The organism is Nostoc sp. C96, from assembly GCF_059384975.1.
In genome coordinates this window covers 5,530,464-5,554,585 of record NZ_CM182020.1, presented here as the reverse complement: position 1 = coordinate 5,554,585, position 24,122 = coordinate 5,530,464, and the positions used below count along the sequence as shown (strand labels likewise).

Here is a 24,122-nt window from a genome sequence, read left to right as displayed (position 1 = left end):
TTTACGAGAAATAGATCTATTTTCTGGTTATTTTTGGGGTAGTCCGTCTTGAAAAACCAGCAATTCTCCAGGTTGGATGGTTGTCCAGACTTCATTATCGGTGAGGGGGGTAGTAGCAATGACGGCGACGCGATCGCTTGGCGAAGTCAACTCCCGAAAATCCACAGTCATATCTTGATCAATCAAGTGGGCTGCGGCAAAGGGAGCTTGACGTACAATGTAGGTGAGTTTCGTTGAACAGTGAGCAAAAAAGTGTTCTCCATCCGATAACAAATAGTTAAAAACACCTACTTTGGCTATTTCAGCCGTAATTTGACGGAGGACAAAATTAAGTTTGTCTAAGGGAGGTTTACCATGCGGAAAAGCTTCTCGCAAAGTTTCTAGGATGATGCAGAATGCTTTTTCACTATCCGTGTTTCCCACTGGTTCGTAAAAGCCCATATTTTGGGGATGAAAATCTGGTAAATTGCCATTATGGGCAAAGACCCAATACCTACCCCACAGTTCCCTTTGAAACGGATGACAGTTTTTTAAGGCTACCTCGCCCTGAGTTGCCTTACGGATATGGGCGATAACATGGGTAGAGTGGATGGGATAGCGCCGTACCAAATCTGCTACTGGAGATGTAACAGAAGGTTTGTCATCTAACAATAGCCGACATCCCTTTCCTTCAAAAAATGCAATCCCCCAACCATCACTATGATCATCTGTTTTTCCTCCTCGTGCTGAAAAACCCTCAAAGGAAAAACAAATATCTGTGGGAACATTGCAATTCATCCCTAGCAGTTGGCACATAATTACGAACTATTAGTTTGATGTTGTGAAAAACGCAAGAATCAGATACCGGACTTCTTAAAGCAATCCGGTATGTCGTTGTTATAAAGTATTAAAAACACATTACTCTAAATAATTTCAGTTCAAATAGTGCAGAAAAACATTTGTTGAGGAAAAATTCCGAATTCCTAACTTTCTATCGTTTCCCGACGTGCTTTTAGTTTTAACAATATTTCTGCGTGCATTTCACGAGTAATTGGGTAAAAATATGTCAAAACTAAACCGCAAATTAAACAAACAGTTGGTATGGGGCCAACAGCAAAACGAATAGCGGTGAGTGCAGATTCTGGTTGAATAGGTAGAGTTGTTTGTCCAACCACAGCTTCTTTAAAACCAGCAGATTGTAAGGCATTACCTACTAAAAATAGCCCAAAAGCTAATCCAAATTTCTGCAACAAAACCATAAAACCATAAAATACTCCTTCGCGGCGTTGTCCAGTTTGGAGTTCATCTAATTCAATCACATCGGGAATCATTGACCAAGGAACTAAATAAGCTGTAGACACACCAACGCCAGCCATTACAGCCATGACATACATCAACACCAATTGACCTGGCTGTAAGAAAAATAGTCCGGCTGCGGCGATAATCCATAAACTCATACCGAGAAAATAAACCAATTTTTTGCCAATTTTTTTACTTAAATTGCTCCAGACGAATAACATAACTAATGCAGTACCTTGAACAGCAATCATCACTGTAGGTACGTCAGCTTCTTTCAGACCCATACAATTAGTAACAAAATAGGGAATGATGCTGGCGGTGATCTGCACGCCTAACCAAGAAAAAAGATATATGCCAATGACAAACAGAAACGGTCGATTGGTAAAAACGATTTTTAACTGTTCAAAAAATGGTAGAGATGGGGGTTCTGGAATTTGGATACGTTTAGCTTCAAAGGCTAAAATGCGATCGCGCACTCCAAAAATGCACCAATATAAAGAGACAACAGAAATGACGGTACAAATTACAGCTAAGACAAAATATTGTTGTTGGCGGTCAGCAATCTGCGAAAAAACTATTTGCGCCAAAATCAGCGATAAAATACTGCCACCAATGGAAAAAGTAAATCGGAAACTGTTGAGACTGGTGCGTTCATCATAATCTTGGGTAAGTTCAGGAGTCATGGCCGTGTAAGGCAAATTCACCACAGTGTAAAAAACCTGAGAAATCAGCCCAATTACCACGTAATACCAAAACAAAGCCGAAATATTAGTACTGCGATCGCTACTAAATTGCGGTACAATCCACTGCAAGAAAAAGAAAATACCAAAAGGAATTGCACCATATAACATCCAAGGAAGCCGACGACCCCAACGCCGAGATTTTGTTTTATCAGTCAACGTTCCGACAAAAGGATCGTTAACTGCATCCCAAATTTTGCCAATTAACAATACGCTACCAGCTATACCTGGGGGCAGACCAGCGACATTTGTAAAAAAAACTAGCAAGAAAAATATCGAAATATTAGCAGTAATTGCCGGGCCTAAATCGCCCGCACCGTAAGCTAGTTTTGTTTTCAAGTCCAGTTTTCCACTCAAAGACCCATTTTGGGCAGAATCGTTCATAATATCTGGCGCTCGTACTAGAATAAAAAATTTGCGATCGCTATCAGTATTACCTCAAAATCACTTTCTTTATGCCAGACCTTTACGTTTCTTGGTCAGAATATCACTATAAAATTGAACAACTGGCGGTTCAGGTGTATCAATCTGGTTGGGAATTCAACCAAATTGTCTGCCTAGCCAGAGGCGGACTGCGAGTCGGAGATATTATTTCTCGAATTTATCAAAAACCACTAGCAATTTTAGCTACATCATCCTACAGTGGCCCCGGTAAACAAGAAAGAGGCAATCTCACCTTTTCTCATCATTTGACGATGACTACTGAACAGTTGGGTTCCCACATTCTTTTAATTGATGATTTGGTAGATTCTGGCATCACCCTTCAGCAAACTGTTCCCTGGCTAAAGGAAAATATTGATTCTCCCATTGCAGAAGTCCGCAGCGCCGTTATTTGGTATAAAGCCTGTTCGGTCATCAAACCCGATTATTACGTTGATTACTTACCCGATAATCCCTGGATTCATCAGCCTTTTGAACATTACGAACATACAAATCCCGCAGCTTTGGCAGAAAAAATGAGTCAACTATGTTGACAAAATTAAACCGCTTGAGAGGATGCGATAAAATCCAAAATCTAAAATAGCCACAGCCAAACAGGTAGAGTCATCAGCAACAGTATTACTCCCAGTGCTAAGGAAGTCACGGCGAGGTCGCGGTCAAGATTGAAGGTTTCGGCTAACACCATTGTGGCAAATGCTGGCGGCATGGCCATTTGCAAAACAATTACCTTAGCAGCGGAACCAGACACGCCAAAAAGTGATAAAGTACTGCCGAGAAGCAGCGGAACTAGGAGCATTTTGATTGCCAAGCTAACGGCTGCTTGTGGGACTCTTTGCCAAGAATTGAGCCGAGAAAGTCGCATTCCAATTAAGGCTAAAGATAAAGCTACAGCACACCACCCCAATTTCTCTAAATAAAATTCCGCAGTGGTAGAGATACTAACTTGACGAAACAGTAAGCCAAAACCAAAACTCCACAGAGCGGGATTAATCAAGATAGCCTGAGCCATTTGCCAATAGTTTGTCCCACCATCGCCAAACCGAGATGCTAGGGCGACACCCAGACCGTAAGCGCCAAACAATGACCCTAGTAAATCGTAAAATAAAGCCCAAGCAAAATAATCTTGGCCTACCATTGCTAAAGTCACAGGAAAGCCGATATAACCTGTATTGCCGACCATTGCCGCTAAAATAAAACTTCCCTGAGTTGGGTGCTGGAAAGTTGTATTTGTTAGATAAGCTTGGCTTTTAATAGTTAACCAAGCCAAAAATGCCCCCAAGAAAATTGCTAAATGAGCGATCGCCGGGGCAATCCAAATCTGTGCCGATAAGTCAGCTTGACGTAAAAAAGCAACAATACTTACAGGTACTCCTACCCAAAAAAGCCACTGACCCAAACGCGTTGGAACTGTGGTAGGTAGTTTCCGTCCCAGGAAAAATCCGATTAAGATTAAGCCTACCAGTTTGACGTATAGTTCTAGGAGGTTTGCCAAAATTTCGCCAACAAAGACAGATGTAAAATGTACCGAATATGCTAATCTCTGTCCAGTCTACAGTCTGTTATGAATTTTGCACAAAAGCAGGAGTTAACCCTTGAATAAAGCTGGGTTTTCTGGAAAACCCCCAAATTCGTCCGGTGATACAGGTGATGACATTCCAGTGGCTTTACGCGATACTCCTGATGTCGCATCTAAGACACCTTTACAACCTTTGGTTTTGCTCATTGGGGGAGTCGCGGGATTTATCCTGCTGGCTATAGTTAGTGGTTTTTTCTTTTCTCTCACTACACCGAAAAAAACCGCCGATTCTCAATCATCGCCTGCTAATTCTCTCAGTACAACTCCAACCACTAATAACTCTGGAAATTCTCAAGATAATAATGTGGTATTGGGGCATTTAGCATACCCAGAAGCACCAGAGTCAGAGTTAGCGCCAATTACCGCAGATCGTCGGATGAGAATGCGAAAGACTGCGGCGGAAAAGTTTCGCGCTATGACGCAAGCAGCGCGGAGTGCAGGTGTAATTTTGGTGCCAATTTCTGCTTTTCGCTCTGTGAAAGAACAAGAGCAATTATTTTTCGATATAGGAGCGCAGCGAAATCAAACCCCAGCCCAAAGAGCCGCACTGAGTGCGCCGCCTGGCCATAGTGAACATCACACTGGTTATGCGGCGGATATTGGAGACGGCGCAGCACCTGTGACTAATCTCCAGGCTGACTTTGATAAAACTAAAGCTTTTGGGTGGCTACAAGCCAATGCAGCCCGCTTTGGTTTTGAGATGTCTTTCCCTAAAGATAATGTGCAAGGTGTGAGTTATGAACCTTGGCATTGGAGGTTCGTAGGCGATCGCCAAAGTCTAGAAATGTTCTATAAAGCCAGAAATTTAAAACCAGCTAAGGCATCACCTTAAAGAAGAAGAGAAAAGTCAGAATTCCGCATCAATTAGTGGCTGGTCTTTTCCCCACTAATTGACAATCTAAAATTCAATTCTGAATTCTGACTCCTTAATTCTTACGAGTGACAAACAATTTTTGGGGTGACTTTATTTTTCCGCATTTTCAAAATCTGTTAATGCACAGGCAAACTCTCTAAAACATGTTTTAATTAACACCTCTCTCATCCCTCTATCTAAAGAAGAATTACGGATCATATCTGTTAATTCTAAGAATAGATAGGAAACAACAAAACGGTCTTGGCGGTCAAATTGTTTGAGACAATTTAATATAAAGTCATAAAGCTCGGTTTTTCTGGGTTTACTTTGTTCTTCCCAGATTTTGAATGCAAGTTGAAAAGTTTTTAGGCGGATCTCACTGATATTGTAGGAAGTGTCTTTGTAGCGAATTGACACGCGTTGAGGCAGTTCCATAGGTTTTGGTGTAGAGAAATTATGTGAAGTATTATTCAGTCTTTTTTTCCTTTATCCGGAGAAATGTCTAATAATTCAAGGAGATGATTTCAACTTTTAACTTGCCTAACTTTAACTATGTATTAAATTACTTGTGTTGCATAAAGTAGCTTGATCATCAGATTTTACCTATCTTTAATCCATAATTATTATTTTTATTTATTATCATCAGTGTAGATTATGATGTTTATATAATTGATTTTATTAAGATTGACAAAAGAGAGAATATATGGTTGGGTGAAAAGTAAGGTGTAAGCTGATAACCCACAAAGAACTGCAAAAAATGTTGCAGTTAAGCTGAGGGAATATGAATTTAATCAAAATATTAGAGAATCAACCTAAATGGTGCATAATATTGCTCAGTGCCTTATTTATAGCCTTGATAGGTTGGTTAGATTACCAGATACCACCAGAAATTTTAATAGCAATCTTTTATTTAATTCCGATTGGTATTGCCACATGGTTTGCTGATAACTGTAGTGGGGTAGTAGTTTCTTTGATTAGTGCAGTTACAAATTTTTTGGTCAATCAAAGACCAAACTTTCACTATTTACACCCTCTAGTACCTTATTGGAATACGATTGTAGTTTTAGTGTTTTTTTTATTTACAAATTATCTTTTATCACAACAAAAAAATACATTAAAAAATTTAGAAAAGCTGGCGCGTACTGATAATTTAACAGGATTACATAACAGGTCATTTTTTTGGGAATTAGTAAATATTGAAATTCATAAATCTTTAAGACATAAAGAGCATTTAACTATTGCTTATTTTGATGTAGATAATTTTAAATATATTAACGACCAATTTGGACATACTGTTGGCGATCGCCTACTATGCTTAGTAGCAGAAAATGCTAAAAAGAATCTGCGTAAAATTGATATAATCGCCAGAATAGGTGGTGATGAATTTGCTATTTTATTACCACGAACTGGTTATGAAGCATCAGAAATAGTATTACAGCGATTGCAAAGAACTCTATCATCTGCCATGCAGGAACAAAATTGGCCTGTAACATTTAGTATTGGTGCAATTACTTTTATTAAACCACCAACTTCAGTAACTGAAATGCTTGAGAGAGCCGATAATTTAATGTATGGTGCCAAAAAAAAGGGGAAAAACTTACTCCACCATGAATTATCAACAAATTAGGCTTGAGGATAAAATCTAAAATTTAGCATTGCTAGTCGTCATTTTGACCTATTTAAGACTACCCTTTGTTTAATCAGTTAATGAGGTAATAAAAAATGGTAGCAGAAATTAAAGAATTAGAGGTGCAACATTGGGTAAAAACTCGCTCTTCTCTCGACTCTAGTGAATCTACATTTTTAAGTTGGAAAGGTAAAATTTATAGTTTTATTCCCGGAGAGAAAAGAAAACTCTTATTTAAAATGTTGGGAGTGAGTGTCAGTCGGTGTATTTCCACAGAAGAAGGTAGTTGGGATTTTACTTCTCGTGAACTGACTTATTACTTAAACCCAGAAACAGAAGAAATTTTGCCCAAATGGGAAAATCCCTGGACTGGTGAAACTGTACCTGTGTTACACGTTGCAAATAATCCCGTGCAAGGACATTTTAATGGTAAATTTCCGGCGCAAGTCGAGGGAGACAGTACAACTTTTGTCTTTGATATTTTTCCGACATATCCAAATCCCTTGGCAGAAAATCCCAAATTTGCCGAATATAGTCCATATAAAACTTACCAAGCCGCAGAATTATTTAAATTAACTGTCCCCACCGCAGATTTATTTAATCCAGAACTCAATTCAGTTTCTCAACTAAAGCTGAGTTGGGATAGGATTGGTCAATGGCTACCTTGGATGAAAATGGGCGATCGCACTGGTAATCTCATTTATAGTGCTGTGGGTAGCAAAGTTAGCGGTTTAGCAGGATTACCCCAAGTACTACAAGATGAAATTAATCAGCGCCTTCCTTTATATAAACAAGCTCCTAAAGCATTTTCTGATGGGGAAGATATGACTTCTTGGCTGTATTTTCAAAAGCATTTTGATGCTTACCTAGCAGGTGAAATTTTTCCCTTACCAGCAGCTGAGGAATGATAATAATCTGGATAATTTGGCGTTGCTGAATTGGTGAATAGCTGAATTCAAGCTTCTTCATTCATCAGCTTTGTCATCAGAAAACGCTCATGTTTTTGATAGCCAACTCGATGGTAGAGTTTTTGAGCTTTGAGGTTTTCAAAGTCTACCTCTAGATGAAGAGCTTGAACTCCTAAATTATGGCAAATTTCCTCTGCAAATATCAAAGTCTGCGTACCGATACCTTGTCCACGATGCTTTGGACGAAGATAAAATTCATCCACAAAAGCATCTCGACCCCGGTATTCTAGGCTGTAACCTAACGTCAAAACAATATAGCCAATTACCTCATCCTCTTGCAAAATCAGCCATATTTGTCCAAAAGATTCATTCATCAACAACTCTATGAGTACATTGCGATCGCTATTTTTATTAAATGGGAGGTTTTCAGTTTCATGAAACTCCTCAACAAGTTCCAAAAGAATCGTTAGATCGGAAATAGCCGCTTTTTGATAGTTAATATTCACAATGCACCTGTAGATTCTTAAAATTGAAACAATAGGCTATACCAATCATTCTCGCTATCTGTCAATTTAGCTGACAATTTCTCATCGTAAAGTATGGACTCTCACGAAACACATTGCATCGGGTCAGAAATAGGATGAGTTAAGCTCCTGACTCCATAGCACTGTGTATGGTCTATTCCGCATTCAACGCCTTGCGGAACACCACCTTATCTTCCCCAGCCTTGTAGAAGTCACGAATACGCGCCTCCTCTTCAAAACCGCACTTTGTGTAGAAAGCCCGCGCTCGGTCATAGCTGGGAAGCCCCGAAGTCTCGACCAACAAAATCCGCTGACCACTTGCCCGTAAAGTATTTTCCACATACTCCACTAGTGCTTTTCCTCGCCCTTGCCTCTGGTAGTTGGGATGCACAACAATCATTAACAAGTCCCATGTCCCATCCGTAAACGGGGCAGGTGCGTAGTAAGCGACTCCGCACGGCTGTCCATTCTCCTCATCGGTGAGCCACACATGACCCTCGCCGATGTTGCCGCTGAAGTAACTCTCCAGCACGTTGCTCAGTTCTGCGGTTTCGTTTGCGGGGAATAGCTCTGCGGCTACAGCGATCGCGATTAACGCTGCTGAATCATCAGGCGTACTAGCTCGAATCATAGGCAACTCCAGTACTGTGTGTTCATCAGATGTATACGTGTTTGTACTGCTTACCAATGTACATGATGCAGATAGCTTTTCTGCGCGCACTGATGACTTATAGCATTTGAGATTCTATGCTATTTCACGAAAAAAATGATACAGATTTATGGGTTTTTCATTCTTTCCCCCTGCTCCCTGCTCCCTGCCCCCTGCGGTCTATTTGTATCAAACTTAAAGTGAAACGGTATTAGATGGGGAATTACTGTCAAATCGAAATTAGCTTGATGGCAAGTATTCGCTATCTCAATCCTGCCAAAATTAAAACTTTCGCATATTGTTCTTTACAGGGTCAAATCCTCTAGAAAAGCGGGTGCTGTCATCATAATAAGCACCACTTAAATCTGCACCATACAGCTTAGTAAAGTTGAGTTTCGCACCCCGGAGATTTGCTTCTTTTAATTTGACACCGCATAAATTAGCTCGTGTCAAATTCGCCTGAGCCAAATTAGCTTGACTCAAGTCTGCTCCCCAGAGTTTAGCTTTGGCTAGGTTAGCTTGACTCAAGTCTGCTCCCCACAAATTAATTCCTGGTAAGTAAGCGGAGATTAATCTAGCTCGACTTAAATTTGCTGCGGGAAAATATCTTTCACCTGCGGCGTAACTGCGCTTGAGTTGTTCAGCATCCATGAGTTGTGTTGACCTTTTTCAGTAATAGAGAAGTAATATGTTCCCATTCCTGGTTTAGCTCGCCTATAAACTCTGGTTGACTACTGCGGTGATACCAATAACGTGCATTATGCAAGTCACCTTCTTGGCGATGTAAGTAGGCGTGAACCCAAGCACTATCAACATCATTGGCATTTTGGACTATTTCGTGAGCTTGGTTCCAATTTCCTTTTTTGTCATACCACAGAGCTTGCAGCGCTTTTGGTAGGGTTTGGGGACATGAGACTTGTTTGTCGATCAATCGTAGGAATTCCTGAGTATTCACGATCGCACTCCACAACTATCAAACCTATTTCTAAGATACTTGGCGATCGCCCTTGATTACAATTATTGTTGCAAACTGGAAAATACAGCTAAGGTAAAGTTATTCTTCAGGAGGTAAATATGGCTTTTAGTAGTTATGAATCTATTAGCGAAGTTCTCAAAACATTTCAGATTATCTATACAGAATCTAATTTTGTTCTAGCAACAGAGTTTAATATTACTGATTATTTTCGAGAAGACTTAGCAATTGTTATGCGCGAAGGTGTAGTTGATAATTCCGAGTTTGCTATTTGTGAGAACTTAATTTATCCAGTTCTGAAAGAAGTTTGGAAACAGTACAACAGTAAGTTTACTTTATGGAGTCATCAATCACTAAATTATGATGAGCAATTATCAGGTTTTCCTGAATATATTTTGGCTAGACGTTCGCCTTTAGGGAAAATAGTTTTTGATAAACCATATTTTATTTTAGTAGAAGCCAAGCAAGATAATTTTGAAGCAGGTTGGTCGCAATGTTTAGCTGAAATGATTGCTGCTCAAAGACTAAATCAAGATTTATCTGTAGTTATCTATGGGATTGTTTCTAATGGTGCAGTCTGGCAATTTGGTAAACTAGAAGCACAAAATTTTACCAGAAATATTACACCCTACACTATTTATGAATTAGACAATTTATTTGCCGCCGTCAACTATATTTTTCAACAATGCGAATTACAACTAGATAATTTACTGATATCTCAGCCTAATTTTTCAACTTGACTCCGCATCAATTTCTGTACACTCACTAACGCTCGATTCAGTTCATAATTGCGTCTTTGGGGATTTTGTAAATACGCCTGTTGTTCTTCCTCAATCATTTCTACATCTTGAACTACTAAACCTTCCAGTAATTTTTGGGCAGCATTAAATAAACTATTTTTAATAAATCGACGGAACCATATAGGTAATTTATGTAATCGCCAAAAGGCATTGAGTGAGGTGAAGTGAATTAAATAAGCTTTGGTTTGAGTTTCATTTATCGGACACAATAAACAGTAAATTTTAAAATCTTTGCCTAAAGTTGATTGCCAATGGGGATAGATATAACTCACATCCAATGGTTCAGGATGTAATCGTCGCAAAGCTGGAAAAAATAACTGGGATATTGACCATATTTTATCTATTTTGTAATAACTTTGGGCTGTATAATGAGCATCTACACGATGATCATCTTCATCAATATGCTGTAAAGATGCTGCCGCCCAAGCTTGTAAATCTTGATGTAAATGTCCGTGATACATATCCATCAAGTTTTCAATTAAATAAGAATAATGGGCTTGACAGTTAATCACTGCAACTGAGGCAATATAATTCAAATGTTCCCATTCTGGTAAACCCAAAGGTTGATTAGATGGTTCTGCATCGCCAGGAAATAACCAAATAAAACCGTCTTGTTCTTGCACGGGGTAGCGGCGAATTTGACAGTTTGGTAATTTTTGATTTGCTGCTAAATAAGGCACTTCTGTACACTCACCAGATGAATTGAAACGCCAACCGTGATAAGCACATTCCAATTCATTACCGATAACTTGCCCGTGACTTAGTTTAACTTGGCGATGGGGACAGCGGTCTGCTAAGGCGTGAATTTTGCCTGTACTGTCGCGGTAAAGTGCGATCGCCTGATGCCATATTATCACGCCCACAGGTTTATTAGTTACCTCATTACTCCGTGCAACTACATACCAGTGATTAGGATTAATCCCTAATTGACGCACATCACAAGTTTGCACAGCTTGAGAGAGAGATGACATAATTCAGCCCATCCTTTTTCGCGTTAGCCAGGTCACTGATGACCAGATTATCACCTAGGGAGCTAAAACTAATTTTGCTGACAAGTTATAAAGTATGTGTAGTTACAGCAGAATTCAGGAGTCAGATTCCAAAAATCAGAGAAATGGGCATTTAAACCCATTTATTCATCCGCTAGTTGAACAGTATTCATACTGAATTCTGAATCCTAGCTGCTGAATTCTATGTTGATCTACCAGTAAACATATTAAATCGATAATTTCTATGGCAAGCTACCAAGAAACCTTAACTAACGATGAATTCATTCAGGAACTACTTGAGGAGACAGCAACTATCAACCATCTAGAAGTAATTGAAAACGTCATTGACTCTTTAGAACAAGACGACAGTGCAATGGTTAGCCACACTCCAGAAGGTGCTTATCTCTGGAAGTTTAACTACGGTAGCGTGGAAGTGTTTGTTCAACTCACAGGTACAACCGATGAAGACACAATTACAGTGTGGTCTGTGGTGTTAAAGTTACCCGCCAACGATGAACCAAAATTAATGCGTCAACTTTTAGAGATGAACTGCTCTAGTACTTTTGAAGCTCGTTTTGGCATAATTGAAAATCAAGTCGTGGTGATTTCAACACGTACATTAGCCGAGTTGTCTCCAGGGGAAGTTTCGCGCTTAATTACAATTGTTGCCACGATCGCCGATAACAACGATGAAGTTTTACAATCTAACTTTGGTGCAGCTTAAGTATTAATTAATGTCTAACAAGCAGGTATGGCGACTGATTCCTTTTTTAGAAGCCTCTGGTAATGTGCAGATGGCGATCGATAAATGGTTATTAGAACAACACCATTCCACAAAGCATCCTCCAACTCTGCGCTTTTATACTTGGTCGCCAGCTGCTATTTCTCTCGGTTATCATCAAAAACAATATCCCCAAGCTTGGGAAAATTTAACTTGGCAAGGTAAAAAACTAGATGTAGTGCGTCGTCCTACTGGTGGTAGAGCAGTATTACACCAAGGTGATTTAACATACGCTGTAATTACATCGGGTTTGGCTGGAAACCGTTTACAAGCATATACAAAAATTTGCGAATTTTTAATTCAAGGATGGCGATCGCTCGGTGTGGAATTAAGCTATGGTACATCTGGGCGAGGCTACATCCATAACCCCAATTGTTTTGGGACAGCGACAGGCGCAGATTTAATTTTACCCAATGGCGCGAAACTCATTGGTAGCGCTCAATTAAAACGCGGTAACGTAATTTTGCAACATGGTTCCATCCGCTTGCAACCAGATGCGGAACTGTTTGCAAAAGTATTTGATACAGAGTCATTAACTAACTTGCAGTTTCCTTACAGTCTCGAACAAATTATGACGGCTTTGATTGCTGCTGCACAAAATTGTTTTGATATGGAAATAGAAATACAACAATTTTCACCACTTGAATGGGAAGAAATTATAATCTACTCAAATAATCAAAATGCGGCATTTTCATCGTTGAAGAGTTGAACCTCAGTAACTTGGTTATTTATCACCTGAACCGAAGCAAAGCTCCCATCTCCTAAAAATTTATTCAAATAAAGATCCGCACCATACTCTGCTAATACAGTATATTCTCCAGAAGGCAACCCGACCTGAAACTTTCCATTAGCATCACTCACTGTCCAACCAATCAACCTAGGATGTTTTTTTGCTTTGTCTAAAGGCCAACGGGGAGAACCTATGCTGAGAATTTTTCCAGAAAATATCCAAATTTTGGTACTAACTGGCTGTGAATTTCCTCTCGATTCATCAGGTTGATTCGTAGATATGTGATTACCACTAAGATAAATAACAAAACCACTAATTCCTTGAGACTGATGAGGAAGTTGTTTTTGAGAAAGAGTAATCGGCCCAGGAAAACTCACCTGTGTCATTGAATCAGAACCTCCAACCAAATTTCCTGCTGTTAATGAGGCGCTACACCCCAAGATCAAAACTAATATTCCTTGCTTGATTTTTCCAAACTTTTTGATCAGCTTCATAGGTTAAATTGCGGCGCTAGGAACAAGAATTCATGTTAGCGGAACATTGATGTACCTATGTTCCGCTTGGCAAATGAGTTGCAGAAGCTAGAACAATCTGACACTAGAGTCAGTGAGAATGTCTCGCACTTGAGCATGGGTCAGGTTACGATTCGCACTTAACATCAGCGCTACTACACCAGCCACATGGGGAGCCGCCATAGAAGTCCCACTGGAAAAGCCATAGCTATTACCAGGAATAGTTGAGTAGATCTGAACTCCAGGCGCAACGATATGCTGTATGGCATTGTTAGTACCTGCGCGGTTGGAGAAGTCAGCAATATTACGGTTAATATCAATTGCACCAACAGACAAACCATACTGAGTTGCATAATAAGCAGGAGTACCAGGAGAAGCAAGACTACTATTACCCGCTGCACTGACTGTAATGACGTTGCGGCTGGCTGCATAAGCTAGAGCATCTCTCAATTCGGTTGAATCAGTCCATCCCAAACTCATATTGATGACATTGGCACCATTATCTACGGCATAGCGAATTGCGGCAGCAAGACTACCAGCATTAGTGAATCGTCCTTGGTCATTCACATCTCCCATCCGAATCGCCATAATCCGAGACTGGTGAGCAACCCCCGTAATACCTACCCCATTATTACTAGCAGCAATTGTTCCAGCTACGTGAGTTCCATGTGTTTGACCCCTGGAAGTTGTTCCTGGTAGGACATTATTGTTATTTTGATTCTGACCAAAATTCCAACCATTTACATCATCTATGTAGCCATTGCGATCATCATCAATTCCATTCCCAGCAATTTCTCCAGTATTACGCCAAATGTTATTTCTAAGATCAGAGTGGTTAATATCTACCCCTGAGTCGATCACAGCTACTACCACACCTTGCCCTGTATAACCCCTAGCCCAAACTTCGGGAGAATTCACCAAATCATTCCCCCAATTGTTACCGCCTAAATCGGCAACATTGGCAAAGGGAGTTGTCTGCCCAATTGCCCTAGCTACAGCGGCAGCAGCATTCACCAAACCATATCCATAGGTAGGGCTAAAATCACTAGATGCGGCACTGGCTGTCAGCACCAATTGATAGTTAGTATTACCAGTGGAAAAAGGATAAACTCGAACATAGTAAGTTCCTACCCCCAAAGTGCGAGTAATTAATTCCGAACCCAATCCACTGGCAACTGAACTAGCAATAGTCTGACCGCTACTGTTTAGCAATTGCACATCTGCATCCGCACTCAATCCACTTAAAGCCAGATTAAAATTACTATTTTGGGTGACGTTAAAACGATAGTAATCATTGGTATCACTACTACCAACAAAATCTTGGAAGGTACGACTGCCAGTTAGAGTACCAATGTTTCGGGCTGTTGCTAAAGTATTACCAGCACCATCAGTTGACGTAACGGCTGTGGCAGAAAGAGTTAAGTTGTAGTTGGTACTACTAGTATAAGGATAAACCCGAATATAGTAAGTACCTGCATTCAAGGTACGGGTAATAGATTCAGAGAGAGAATATTCTCCATAAGACCCTTGAATCAATCCACCAGTACTATTGAGCAGTTGTACATCTGCATCTGCACTCAGACCATTCAGGAGCAAATTAAAGTTACTAGTTTGAGTGAGGTTAAAGCGATAGTAGTCGTTGGTATCAATTGTACCTACAAAGTCTTGGAAAGACTGACTACTACTAAGAGTGCCAATGTTGCGAGCCGTGGCTAAAGTATTACCAGCACCATCTGGCTGAGACACTGCGGTAGCAGCGAGTGTTAAGTTGTAATTAGTATTGCCACTGTAGGGATACACTCGAACATAATATGTCCCTGCTGTTAACTGTCGGTTGATGCTTTCAGCACTTGAGCCACTCGCCGCTGAACTGACAATTACCCCACCAGTACTGTTGAGCAGTTGTACATCTGCATCCGCACTCAAACCATTCAATGCCAAACTAAAATTGCTACTTTGAGTCAGAGCAAAACGATAATAGTCGTTGGTGTCAATGCTACCCACAAAATCTTGGAAAGAACGACTGCTGCTCAAGTTACCAATGTTTCGGGCTGTGGCTAAAGTATTGCCCGCACCATCAACTATAGTGGGAATGGCAGTTGCTGAGAGAGCCAACGTGTAATTTGTATTTCCACTGTAAGGATATACTCGGATGTAGTAATTTCCAGCAGTTAACTGACGGCTGATATTTTCTGATGCTGTTCCCGCTAAAGCAGAACTTTGAATAGTCCCACCACTACTGTTGAGCAATACGACATCGGCATCAGCGGACAGATTGCTTAAATTCAAGCTAAAGTTACTTGCGGTGCTGAGGTTGAAAAGATAGTAATCATTTAGGTCGGTACTCCCGACAAAATCGTTGAATGTACGAGTACCGCTTAAGGTGCCAATGTTACGAGCTAAAGTTAGGCTGTTACCAGCATCGGCACTGGCTGTGAGGCTGAGGTTGTAAGAAGTGTTCGCACTACCGTAAGGATATACTCTGACGTAATAATTCCCGGCGGCCAAGTGGCTGTTAATACTCTCTGATGTTGTACCACTTAAAGCAGAACTAGCGATCGCCACTCCACTACTATTGAGCAATACGACATCTGCATCCGCCGATAAACCACTTAAGTTCAAGCTAAAGTTACTGGCACTACCAAGGGTAAAACGATAGTAATCATTTGTGTCGGTACTACCAACAAAATCGTTGAATGTGCGAGTACCGCTTAAGGTGCCAATGTTACGAGCTAAAGTTAAGCTGTTACCAGCATCGGCACTGGCTGTAAAACTGAGGTTGTAAGAAGTAGTGGTACTACTGTAAGGATATACCCGTACATAGTAGTTTCCAGCAGTTAAGTGACTGCTAATGCTTTCAGAACTTGACCCACTATTCAGGGAACTAGCGAGCGCCACTCCACTACTATTGAGCAGTTCAACATCTGCATCCGCCGACAAACCACTTAAATTCAAGCTAAAGTTGCTGGCACTACCAAGAGTAAAACGATAGTAATCATTCAGGTCTGTACTACCCACAGAGCCAGAATAAGTTCGATTACCGCTTAATGTACCAACATTTACAGCTGTTCCAATGGTGTTATCAAATTCAACCGCAACATCTACACCATCTAAATTTAAAGTACCGCGATCGTCTTCTCCTCTTAACCGAGCTAACTCTTGATCGCTAATTACTGTACCTAACACAATCTGGCTCAACAGTTCACCCTCGTCTCCTGGTGTATCACCGCCAGAATTAAACTGCTGATCTAGAGCATGACCATACTCTTCTAGTAAAACCTTTGCCAGCCCTGTCAACGGGTCTTGCTGAGTCAGAGTTTCTGACAAATAGATTGTATTTCTTTCAGCAGAATAAGCCCCAAATGCACCTTGCAACTCTGCATCACTTAAAAAGAGAATGTCTGGACGATCTGTGAAAACTTTATTCTGCCAGTCTGCTAAACGAGTATTTACTGCACTGGCATTTTTAATATCAAAAACAAAGTTCAGCTTTTCATAAGCATTAGGAGCCTGGGCGAATTCTTGCAGCTTACTCTCGATGAAATCCAGTGCGATCGCTAGAGAATCAGAAATTTGGCTTTGACCAAGTTGTGGTTTTGATAAGTTTTGCAGTGGATTTTGTAACGGATCTAGTTGATTGGTCAGAGGGTTGAGAAATGGTAGATGCTCGTTAGTGTTGCTGTATAAGGTATTCATAAATGCTCTGTTTTGGTATTTAGCTTCAATAATTTGGGAATATTTGTCTTGACAACAGACTTAATGGGTATGACAAAGTGAGCATTGTTAATTGCCTGGAGCAAAAAACTATGCTTTAGCTGATATACATATAATGCTGCTTATCGATAAAGGCTTTTACGCGTTACATATTAACACCAAATGTAATCTTCTTAAGAAGACACTTTACGTAAATATACTTGTTATGTCAATTAAGTAACTAGATAATGTTCATCAAAAGTCAACATATCAATAGCAAAACTCTTGCAAACATTTGCGGGGATTGCCATCTCAGGATTTTTGAGTCGTCCAGCGGTAATAGCGATCGCTAGTTTCTCATTTGATGAAGGCAGAATTTTCACCAAAATAGAGTTTAATCAAACAAAAGGGACACAAAATAATAGTGTCCCTAAAAAACTAATTCAAGATGCTAGTGGCAAGTGTGGATTTAAGACTGGCGATAACAGGCAAATTCCATTGAAAAAGTTGCCATACCAGCAGTGAGCGATCGCAAGTCTGTAGAATAGCCAAACATCTGCACTAGTGGTACTTCGGCGCGAATCACAGAGTATCCTTGCATTGTCTCGGAACTCAGCAGCAAGCCGCGACGGGATGATATATCACCCTGGACTCTACCTATGAACTCGTTTGGTGTTTCCACTTCGACGAGCATAATTGGTTCGAGTATATAGGGTTTGGCTTGGGCGATCGCATTTTCTAGTGCTTGATGAGCAGCAGAACGAAACGCCAATTCAGAAGAATCAATTGGATGATAGGAACCACCAGCCAACACGACTTTCACCCCAGTTACCGGATAGCCTGACAGTTTTCCTGTTGTCATCGCCTCGCGGAAACCTTTTTCACAAGCGGGGATATACTCTTTAGGAATCGCACCGCCAACTACCCGATTCTCAAACACAAATGGTTCATCGTTTGGTTCAATCCACCCAGTTACATGAGCATATAAACCGGTACCACCAGATTGTTTCTTGAGTCGGTAATCAAATTGAGTTTTTTGGCTAATGGTTTCCCGATACGCCACAGCCGGAGTACCGACATAAACCTCAGCATTATATTCCCGTTGAATCCGCTCTAGGTAAATCTCCAAATGCAGTTCACCCATACCAGAAATCAAAGTTGCTTTTGATTCTGGGTCGATACTTACTCGAAATGTGGGGTCTTCCCGTTGAAAGCGGTTGAGAGCTTTGGCTAGGCGATCGCTATCTTCTTGTTTTTTTGGTGTAACTGACAGTGTAATCACTGGTTCCGGGACAAACATTCTTTCTAGAAACACTGGTGTGTCTCCCGTGTATAATGTATCGCCCGAAGCACAATCAACACCCAACAAAGCCACAATATCTCCAGCCACAGCCACTGGCAACTCTTCACGCTTGTTGGCGTGCATTCTCACCAAGCGCCCGATTTGCACTCGCTGTTCAGTACGGGAGTTATACACAATATCACCCGGTTTTAATGTGCCGGAGTAAATGCGGGTGTAGGTTAGCTGACCGAAAGATTCAAGAGTGAGTTTGAATGCCAAAGCCACTAAAGCAGCATCAGGCTCAGGGTAAACACTGACTGATTCTGCTGTTTTGACTACTTCCCTATCGATGGGAGATGGTAAATAAAGGGCGATCGCATCCAGTAGGTTTTGCACTCCTTTGTTTTTGAATGCGGAACCCAGCAGTACAGGTGTCAGTTCCAGCCTCAAGGTTGCTTGGCGGATAACTTGCCAAATCAGTTCTTGAGGAATTTCCTTACCTTCCAATAGCATTTCAGTCATCGATTCGGAGAATAGTGACAAAGCATCTAGCAATTTCTCCCGCGCCTGTTGTGCTGCTTCTAAAAGTGTTTGGGGAATTGGCTGTTTGACCCAATTTTCGCCGTTTTCGCCTTCAAAGTAATGTGCTTGCATTGTCACTAGGTCAATCACACCTTGGAAGTTATCTTCGCTACCGATGGGATATTGCAACAACACAGCGTTTAATTGCAAGCGATCGCGGATAGCCTGTACTACACGAAACGGATCTGCACCCATTCGATCCATTTTGTTGATGAATGCCAGCCGCGGCACACGGTAGCGTTTCATCTGCCGATCCACTGTGATGGACTGGGACTGCACACCCGCCACAGCACACAACACCATCACTGCCCCATCCAGCACCCGCAAGGCACGCTCTACTTCTATAGTGAAATCAACATGACCTGGGGTATCAATTAAATTTATTTGGGTATCACGCCACTGACAAGTTGTGGCCGCGGAGGTAATAGTAATTCCATGCAGCTTTTCCTCTGGCATAAAATCCATCGTTGCACCCTTGCCACCTCCCTTCACCTCCTCAATAGCATGGATTCTGCCCGTGTAGAAGAGAATTCGCTCTGACAGCGTAGTTTTACCAGAGTCGATGTGAGCAGAAATACCAATATTGCGGACGCGTGTTCGGGGGATCATAACATTTCCTTTTATTTAAGCGACAAACAGTTACCATTTAACTGGTAATATATTTTGTATTATAGTTGTAGTATTACAAAAAGAAAAGGCTGATCATACAGAAAAATTATTAATGGTTGCCCTAGCTGAAATTTAAAACATTATTCACCATCACCACATAATTCGATTCTGACTCCTGAATTCTGCGTTATACAAAAATCCTTGTGTTACCTGACGGTATCAAGGCATGAGCTTGGTACCACGGGCATCCAACGCACCTTTCACACAAATTCAAGTGGTGGTATGCAAACCAAGTGCGATCGCATGGTGTACTAAGAAATCTCTCAGCCCAATGCTGAAGAACGATGCAATTCATTTCCTTTTCTTTCAATTAATAAACAAATTACTTACTATACATTCCATCTAACTAGAGATGGATTATCAATTCTCATTATTACCTGAGTATGTAGTGTCTAATACAGTGGTGATTGTGTCTGTAATAGATGCCATTTATCTTCATCAGATGAGCTTAATATTTACTAAAATTTGCGTTTTTTGCTAAAAAATATTCAGCTGATTTTTGTGCAGAAATTCATTTTGTCATGATAATTTAAGGGTGCGATCGCTCCCAGTACTAATCAAAGAGAGTTTGTCAGACTTTTGAAGTGCAACGTAGTAGGATCATTCAAGTGAATGGGTCAGCCTGATGCAATTGATTAGCTATTGCCATCAGAAACCCTAAAATTGAAGCAAAAGACGATTCCTAAAACAAGCACACTCCATGCGTATCTCTTTGAACTGGCTGCGGGAACTAGTAGAAGTCAAACTAAGCCCAGAAGAATTAGCTCATACCCTGACAATGGCTGGGTTTGAGGTCGAAGATATTGAAGACCGCCGCACTTGGGCAAATGGCGTTGTTGTGGGGAGAGTGCTTGAGCGTCAACCCCACCCCAACGCTGATAAATTAAGTGTGTGTCAAGTAGATGTCGGTGCGGCAGAAACTTTAAATATTGTCTGCGGTGCAGCTAATGTCCGCGCAGATATTTTTGTCCCAGTTGCCACCGTTGGCACTTATTTACCGAACATCGATTTAAAAATTAAACCGGCAAAACTGCGCGGTGTCCCTTCTCAAGGCATGATTTGTTCTTTAAAAGAACTGGGTTTGCCGAATGATGTAGATGGAATTCATATTTTTTCTGAAGAAAATCTATCGGTGGGTAGTGATGTCCGCCCGTTGCTGGGTTTAGATGATGTAATTTTAGATGTGACTGCGACTGCTAACCGTGCTGATGCTTTGAGTATGGTAGGCATAGCGCGAGAAGTTGCTGCATTGACTGGTGGTAAATTGAGTATTCCTGAACCTGGGGAAGTAGTAATCACGCAAAATCCAGGTAAGTTAGGTTTAAAAATTGCTGATACCCAAGCTTGCCCTGCATACATTGGTACAGTCATTGAACAAGTAAAAATTGCCCCGTCGCCTGAGTGGTTGCAACAACGCTTACGGGCTGCGGGTGTGCGTCCTATTAGTAATGTAGTTGATATTACTAACTATGTATTGTTGGAATGGGGACAACCACTCCACGCTTTTGACAAAGACCGTTTACAAACTGTTGCTGGTAATGGCAATTTAACTATTGGTGTGCGGTTTGCTAATCAAGGAGAATCCTTGAAAACCTTAGATGGACAAACTCGCACTTTAACAACCCAGAATTTGTTAATTACCGCTAACGAAAAACCTGTGGCTTTAGCCGGAGTTATGGGGGGAGAAGAAACGGAAGTCTATGAAGGTTCGCAAAACTTAGTTTTAGAAGCAGCTTTATTTGATTCCGTAGCTATTCGTCGTTCCTCTCGTAGTGTGGGTTTACGCAGTGAAGCTTCCGGGAGATATGAACGGGGCGTAAACAGGGCAGAATTGGAAGTCGCCTGTCGTCGTGCTTTAGCTTTAATTAGCGAATTAGCTAACGGTGTAATTATTCATCAAGAAATTGCTGATACTCGTCCCGATCCAGCGACTTGGAGTCGTTCTATTGCACTGCGGTTAGATAGAGTTAATGAAGTATTAGGGCCTGTTGACTTAGGTGAAGACACAGGCGAATTACAAGAAAGTGATGTTGTCAGAATTTTAACTGCCTTGGGATGTCAGCTAACATCAACAGACGAACGAACTTGGAATGTGGCTGTTCCTCCCTACCGTTACCGTGACTTAGAACGAGAAATTGACTTAATTGAAGAAATTGCTCGTCTTTACGGCTATGATCATTTCTGCGATACGTTGCCACAAAAAGCGGAAGCTGGCTATTTGCCAATAGACCAGGAATTGGTAAGGAAATTGCGTGCATCTTTCAGGGCGGAAGGTTTGACAGAATTAATTCAGTATTCTTTAGTTAAACCAGGGGACGATCGCCAGATAGTATTAAGTAATCCTTTATTTACAGAATATTCGGCATTACGTACAGAGTTACTTTCTGGGTTGATTGATGCTTTCCAATACAATTTAGAACAAGGTAATGGTTCTCTTAACGGCTTTGAAATTGGGCGAATTTTCCAGCAAGAAGAAGACGGTTTGCGCGAAGCAGATGCGATCGCTGGTATTTTAGGAGGAGACAGAAACCTGGGCAAATGGTCAAAAGGTGGACGGGAACAACCAATGACTTGGTTTGAAGCCAAAGGTATTCTCGAAAGCATCTTTCAACAATGCGGAATCTCAGTAGAATATCAACCAGATTGTCGTGATGAGCGTTTACATCCTGGTCGCACTGCTTCTCTGTGGATAGGCGGAAACCGACTGGGTGTATTTGGTCAATTGCATCCCCAACTGCGGCGCGAAAAAGATTTACCAGATTCTGTATATCTGTTCCAATTAGATTTAGATGTCTTTTTGGATGCTTTAGATCAAGATGAAATTCTCATTCCCACATTCACATCTTATTCTACTTACCCAGCCAGCGATCGCGATATCGCCTTTTTCGCTTCTGTAAAAGTTTCTGTGGGAGAAATTGAAAAAGCCATTACCAAAGCAGGTAAAGGTTTACTAGAATCTGTCGAAATCTTTGATGAATATCGTGGCGAAAATGTCCCCCAAGGACAGCGGAGTTTGGCATTTCGTCTAGTATATCGGGCCAGCGATCGCACTCTCACCGATGCCGAAGTCGAACCTGTACACAACAAAGTTCGTGAAGCCTTGGTAGAAAAATTCGGCGTTAACCTGAGAAGTTAAACATCAGCAGTGATGAGTTGATTTATAGCTCATCACTCACTATTATTCATTGTTAAATTTGCGTTTTTAATTGATTAGCTATGCCTAAATATGTACTCTGGGGAACTTACTGCGACGACGTTCTAGAAAAACGCGCTCCTTACCGTCAAGCTCATTTAGATGGTTTAGCCCAACAAAAAGAATCTGGTGTGTTAATTACCATCGGCCCAACCAAAGATATCACCAAAGTTTTTGGGATTTACGAAGCTGAAGACGAAGCCACTGTCCGCCAATTAATTGAAAATGACCCCTATTGGCAAAATGGTATTTGGACAGAATACTCTATCAAAGAGTGGATTCAAGCTGTTTAAATTAGCAAACTCAGGAGCAAAAATTTTTGCTCCTAAATTTTGCTTTATCTATTTAATTATTGCTGTCTATAGTATTCATATTTGATTTGGAGAAAACAACTCAATCCACTTTTATTCCTTCTTACCTGTTCCCTGCTTATACCATTTCACTTTAAGTTTGATACAAATAGGCCGCAGGGGAGCAGGGAGCAGGGAGCAGGGGGAAAGAATTAAAAACCAATGAATTTGCATCAAGATTTTCTTGAAATGGTATTACGCAAATTATTTCAGAAATCAACGCGGATTCCTATATGTGTCAGTTTAGTTATTGTCTACCAATTCACTGCCGTAAATTCTCAACACACGTTAAAATTACTAACTTTTAGTAGATGTAATGAGTTTTGTATGTATGTAATTATCAAAATATGCTGATCGACGATAATGTTGCTGTTGTCTAGAATAAACAAGTGTTAGCGATCGCACTTAATATTTAATTGTTCACCAATCGTTTGATTTTTGAGAGGGTACTACCCATGCAACACATCCTAAAACGTGTATTTCTACCTGGTTTGATGGCTGCTAGTTTAACCAGCATCAACTTAATTCCGGCTCAACCTGCGGCTGCTGATGACCGAGTTCTGAATAATGCGGCAATTGGCGCTGGTGCTAGTGCGTTAACAGGAGCATTAACAGGTTGCGGTTCTTTCTTAAATAATGCGGCTACCGGTGCGGCGGCTGGTGCGGCTGTTAATGGTGCTAACGGTTTAAGAACCAGAAGCGACAGAAGAGTTAACGGACGTAATATTCTCCGAGATGCTGGCGTAGGCGCTGGTGCTGGTGTAGTCGCAGGTGCAATTACTGGCGGCTGTAGAAACACCTTGAAAAATGGTCTTAATGGTGCGGCTGCTGGTGCGGCTGTGCATATTTTAGATCGCCGACCTGCCAAAAGAAGAAGATAATTTATGATGGATAATTCGTAATCTTTATCCCTAAACACGAATTATCTATTGTGGATTATGTCAACGAAAACAGTTTGATAATAAGATAGAT

The 24,122-nt window shown here is 40.9% G+C and carries 23 protein-coding genes; 10 read left to right on the top strand and 13 right to left on the bottom strand.

Annotated features, from left to right (window positions below):
* Positions 1-27 precede the first annotated feature (27 nt).
* Together AC504W_RS23740 and AC504W_RS23735 are read right to left on the bottom strand one after the other, a co-directional pair.
* Entirely contained in the window at positions 28-795 is a 768-nt protein-coding gene (locus tag AC504W_RS23740; RefSeq protein WP_096580561.1) for a class II glutamine amidotransferase, read from the bottom strand.
* Positions 796-962: 167 nt separating this feature from the next.
* Positions 963-2,402, bottom strand: a complete 1,440-nt coding sequence (locus AC504W_RS23735) for an MFS transporter (protein WP_494874656.1) — start codon at positions 2,400-2,402, stop codon at positions 963-965.
* Positions 2,403-2,473: 71 nt separating this feature from the next.
* Here AC504W_RS23735 and AC504W_RS23730 point away from each other — a divergent pair, with 71 nt between their 5' ends.
* Positions 2,474-2,992 (top strand): phosphoribosyltransferase, encoded by a 519-nt coding sequence (locus AC504W_RS23730; RefSeq protein ID WP_096580557.1) that lies wholly within the window; start codon positions 2,474-2,476, stop codon positions 2,990-2,992.
* Positions 2,993-3,033: 41 nt separating this feature from the next.
* Here AC504W_RS23730 and AC504W_RS23725 read toward each other — a convergent pair whose 3' ends face one another.
* Positions 3,034-3,951 (bottom strand): AEC family transporter, encoded by a 918-nt coding sequence (locus AC504W_RS23725; protein WP_494874655.1) that lies wholly within the window; start codon positions 3,949-3,951, stop codon positions 3,034-3,036.
* Between the two features lie 100 nt (positions 3,952-4,051).
* Between AC504W_RS23725 and AC504W_RS23720 the strand changes: the two genes are divergently transcribed.
* On the top strand, positions 4,052-4,867 hold the full coding sequence (locus AC504W_RS23720) for a M15 family metallopeptidase (protein ID WP_494874653.1): 816 nt from the start codon (positions 4,052-4,054) through the stop codon (positions 4,865-4,867).
* 132 nt (positions 4,868-4,999) lie between these two features.
* On the opposite strand, the gene AC504W_RS23715 is transcribed toward AC504W_RS23720, so the two are convergent.
* Positions 5,000-5,323: a hypothetical protein gene (locus AC504W_RS23715; RefSeq protein ID WP_096580551.1), complete on the bottom strand. Its 324-nt coding sequence runs from the start codon at positions 5,321-5,323 to the stop codon at positions 5,000-5,002.
* Between the two features lie 346 nt (positions 5,324-5,669).
* On the opposite strand from AC504W_RS23715, the gene AC504W_RS23710 reads away from it, so the two are divergent.
* Positions 5,670-6,515, top strand: a complete 846-nt coding sequence (locus AC504W_RS23710) for a GGDEF domain-containing protein (protein ID WP_494874652.1) — start codon at positions 5,670-5,672, stop codon at positions 6,513-6,515.
* A 95-nt stretch (positions 6,516-6,610) separates the two neighbouring features.
* Positions 6,611-7,423: a DUF1838 domain-containing protein gene (locus tag AC504W_RS23705; protein ID WP_494874650.1), complete on the top strand. Its 813-nt coding sequence runs from the start codon at positions 6,611-6,613 to the stop codon at positions 7,421-7,423.
* Between the two features lie 47 nt (positions 7,424-7,470).
* Here the strand turns inward: AC504W_RS23705 and AC504W_RS23700 are convergent, their stop codons facing one another.
* The 4 genes from AC504W_RS23700 to AC504W_RS23685 all read right to left on the bottom strand — a co-directional run bounded on the left by AC504W_RS23700 (position 7,471) and on the right by AC504W_RS23685 (position 9,551).
* Positions 7,471-7,929, bottom strand: a complete 459-nt coding sequence (locus AC504W_RS23700) for a GNAT family N-acetyltransferase (protein WP_494874649.1) — start codon at positions 7,927-7,929, stop codon at positions 7,471-7,473.
* A 172-nt stretch (positions 7,930-8,101) separates the two neighbouring features.
* Positions 8,102-8,578, bottom strand: coding sequence for a GNAT family N-acetyltransferase (locus tag AC504W_RS23695; RefSeq protein WP_494874648.1), 477 nt, complete (start codon positions 8,576-8,578; stop codon positions 8,102-8,104).
* A 300-nt stretch (positions 8,579-8,878) separates the two neighbouring features.
* The gene (locus AC504W_RS23690) at positions 8,879-9,247 is read right to left on the bottom strand and encodes a pentapeptide repeat-containing protein (protein WP_103123572.1); all 369 of its coding nucleotides are present in this window, start codon (positions 9,245-9,247) and stop codon (positions 8,879-8,881) included.
* Positions 9,237-9,551: a hypothetical protein gene (locus AC504W_RS23685; RefSeq protein WP_096580541.1), complete on the bottom strand. Its 315-nt coding sequence runs from the start codon at positions 9,549-9,551 to the stop codon at positions 9,237-9,239. The genes AC504W_RS23690 and AC504W_RS23685 overlap by 11 nt, the downstream gene beginning before the upstream one ends.
* A gap of 119 nt (positions 9,552-9,670) precedes the next feature.
* Here AC504W_RS23685 and AC504W_RS23680 point away from each other — a divergent pair, with 119 nt between their 5' ends.
* Positions 9,671-10,309 (top strand): hypothetical protein, encoded by a 639-nt coding sequence (locus tag AC504W_RS23680; RefSeq protein ID WP_494874647.1) that lies wholly within the window; start codon positions 9,671-9,673, stop codon positions 10,307-10,309.
* On the opposite strand, the gene AC504W_RS23675 is transcribed toward AC504W_RS23680, so the two are convergent.
* The gene (locus AC504W_RS23675) at positions 10,288-11,340 is read right to left on the bottom strand and encodes an aromatic ring-hydroxylating dioxygenase subunit alpha (RefSeq protein ID WP_494874646.1); all 1,053 of its coding nucleotides are present in this window, start codon (positions 11,338-11,340) and stop codon (positions 10,288-10,290) included. The genes AC504W_RS23680 and AC504W_RS23675 overlap by 22 nt on opposite strands.
* Before the next feature lie 262 nt (positions 11,341-11,602).
* Here AC504W_RS23675 and AC504W_RS23670 point away from each other — a divergent pair, with 262 nt between their 5' ends.
* Both AC504W_RS23670 and AC504W_RS23665 read left to right on the top strand, forming a co-directional pair.
* Positions 11,603-12,082, top strand: a complete 480-nt coding sequence (locus AC504W_RS23670) for a YbjN domain-containing protein (RefSeq protein WP_494874645.1) — start codon at positions 11,603-11,605, stop codon at positions 12,080-12,082.
* Positions 12,083-12,092: 10 nt separating this feature from the next.
* Positions 12,093-12,848 carry a lipoate--protein ligase family protein gene (locus AC504W_RS23665; RefSeq protein WP_494874644.1) on the top strand — a complete coding sequence of 252 codons (756 nt, stop codon included), beginning with the start codon at positions 12,093-12,095 and terminating at the stop codon, positions 12,846-12,848.
* Here the strand turns inward: AC504W_RS23665 and AC504W_RS23660 are convergent.
* From AC504W_RS23660 to fusA, 4 genes are all read right to left on the bottom strand, one after another.
* Positions 12,815-13,363: a hypothetical protein gene (locus AC504W_RS23660; RefSeq protein WP_494874643.1), complete on the bottom strand. Its 549-nt coding sequence runs from the start codon at positions 13,361-13,363 to the stop codon at positions 12,815-12,817. The two genes, AC504W_RS23665 and AC504W_RS23660, sit on opposite strands and share 34 nt — an antisense overlap.
* 87 nt (positions 13,364-13,450) lie before the next feature.
* Positions 13,451-17,077 carry a pre-peptidase C-terminal domain-containing protein gene (locus AC504W_RS23655; RefSeq protein ID WP_494874642.1) on the bottom strand — a complete coding sequence of 1,209 codons (3,627 nt, stop codon included), beginning with the start codon at positions 17,075-17,077 and terminating at the stop codon, positions 13,451-13,453.
* Between the two features lie 230 nt (positions 17,078-17,307).
* Complete coding sequence (locus tag AC504W_RS23650) at positions 17,308-17,460, bottom strand: hypothetical protein (RefSeq protein WP_494874641.1); 153 nt, start codon at positions 17,458-17,460, stop codon at positions 17,308-17,310.
* Between the two features lie 83 nt (positions 17,461-17,543).
* A complete protein-coding gene (gene fusA / locus AC504W_RS23645; RefSeq protein ID WP_494874640.1) occupies positions 17,544-19,547 on the bottom strand; it encodes an elongation factor G in 2,004 nt (667 codons plus the stop codon).
* 760 nt (positions 19,548-20,307) lie between these two features.
* Between fusA and pheT the strand changes: the two genes are divergently transcribed.
* The 3 genes from pheT to AC504W_RS23630 all read left to right on the top strand — a co-directional run bounded on the left by pheT (position 20,308) and on the right by AC504W_RS23630 (position 24,031).
* Complete coding sequence (gene pheT, locus AC504W_RS23640; protein WP_494874639.1) at positions 20,308-22,743, top strand: phenylalanine--tRNA ligase subunit beta; 2,436 nt, start codon at positions 20,308-20,310, stop codon at positions 22,741-22,743.
* 80 nt (positions 22,744-22,823) lie between these two features.
* Positions 22,824-23,093: a YciI family protein gene (locus AC504W_RS23635; protein WP_096580529.1), complete on the top strand. Its 270-nt coding sequence runs from the start codon at positions 22,824-22,826 to the stop codon at positions 23,091-23,093.
* A gap of 512 nt (positions 23,094-23,605) precedes the next feature.
* Positions 23,606-24,031 carry a hypothetical protein gene (locus AC504W_RS23630; protein ID WP_494874638.1) on the top strand — a complete coding sequence of 142 codons (426 nt, stop codon included), beginning with the start codon at positions 23,606-23,608 and terminating at the stop codon, positions 24,029-24,031.
* Positions 24,032-24,122: the final 91 nt, after the last annotated feature.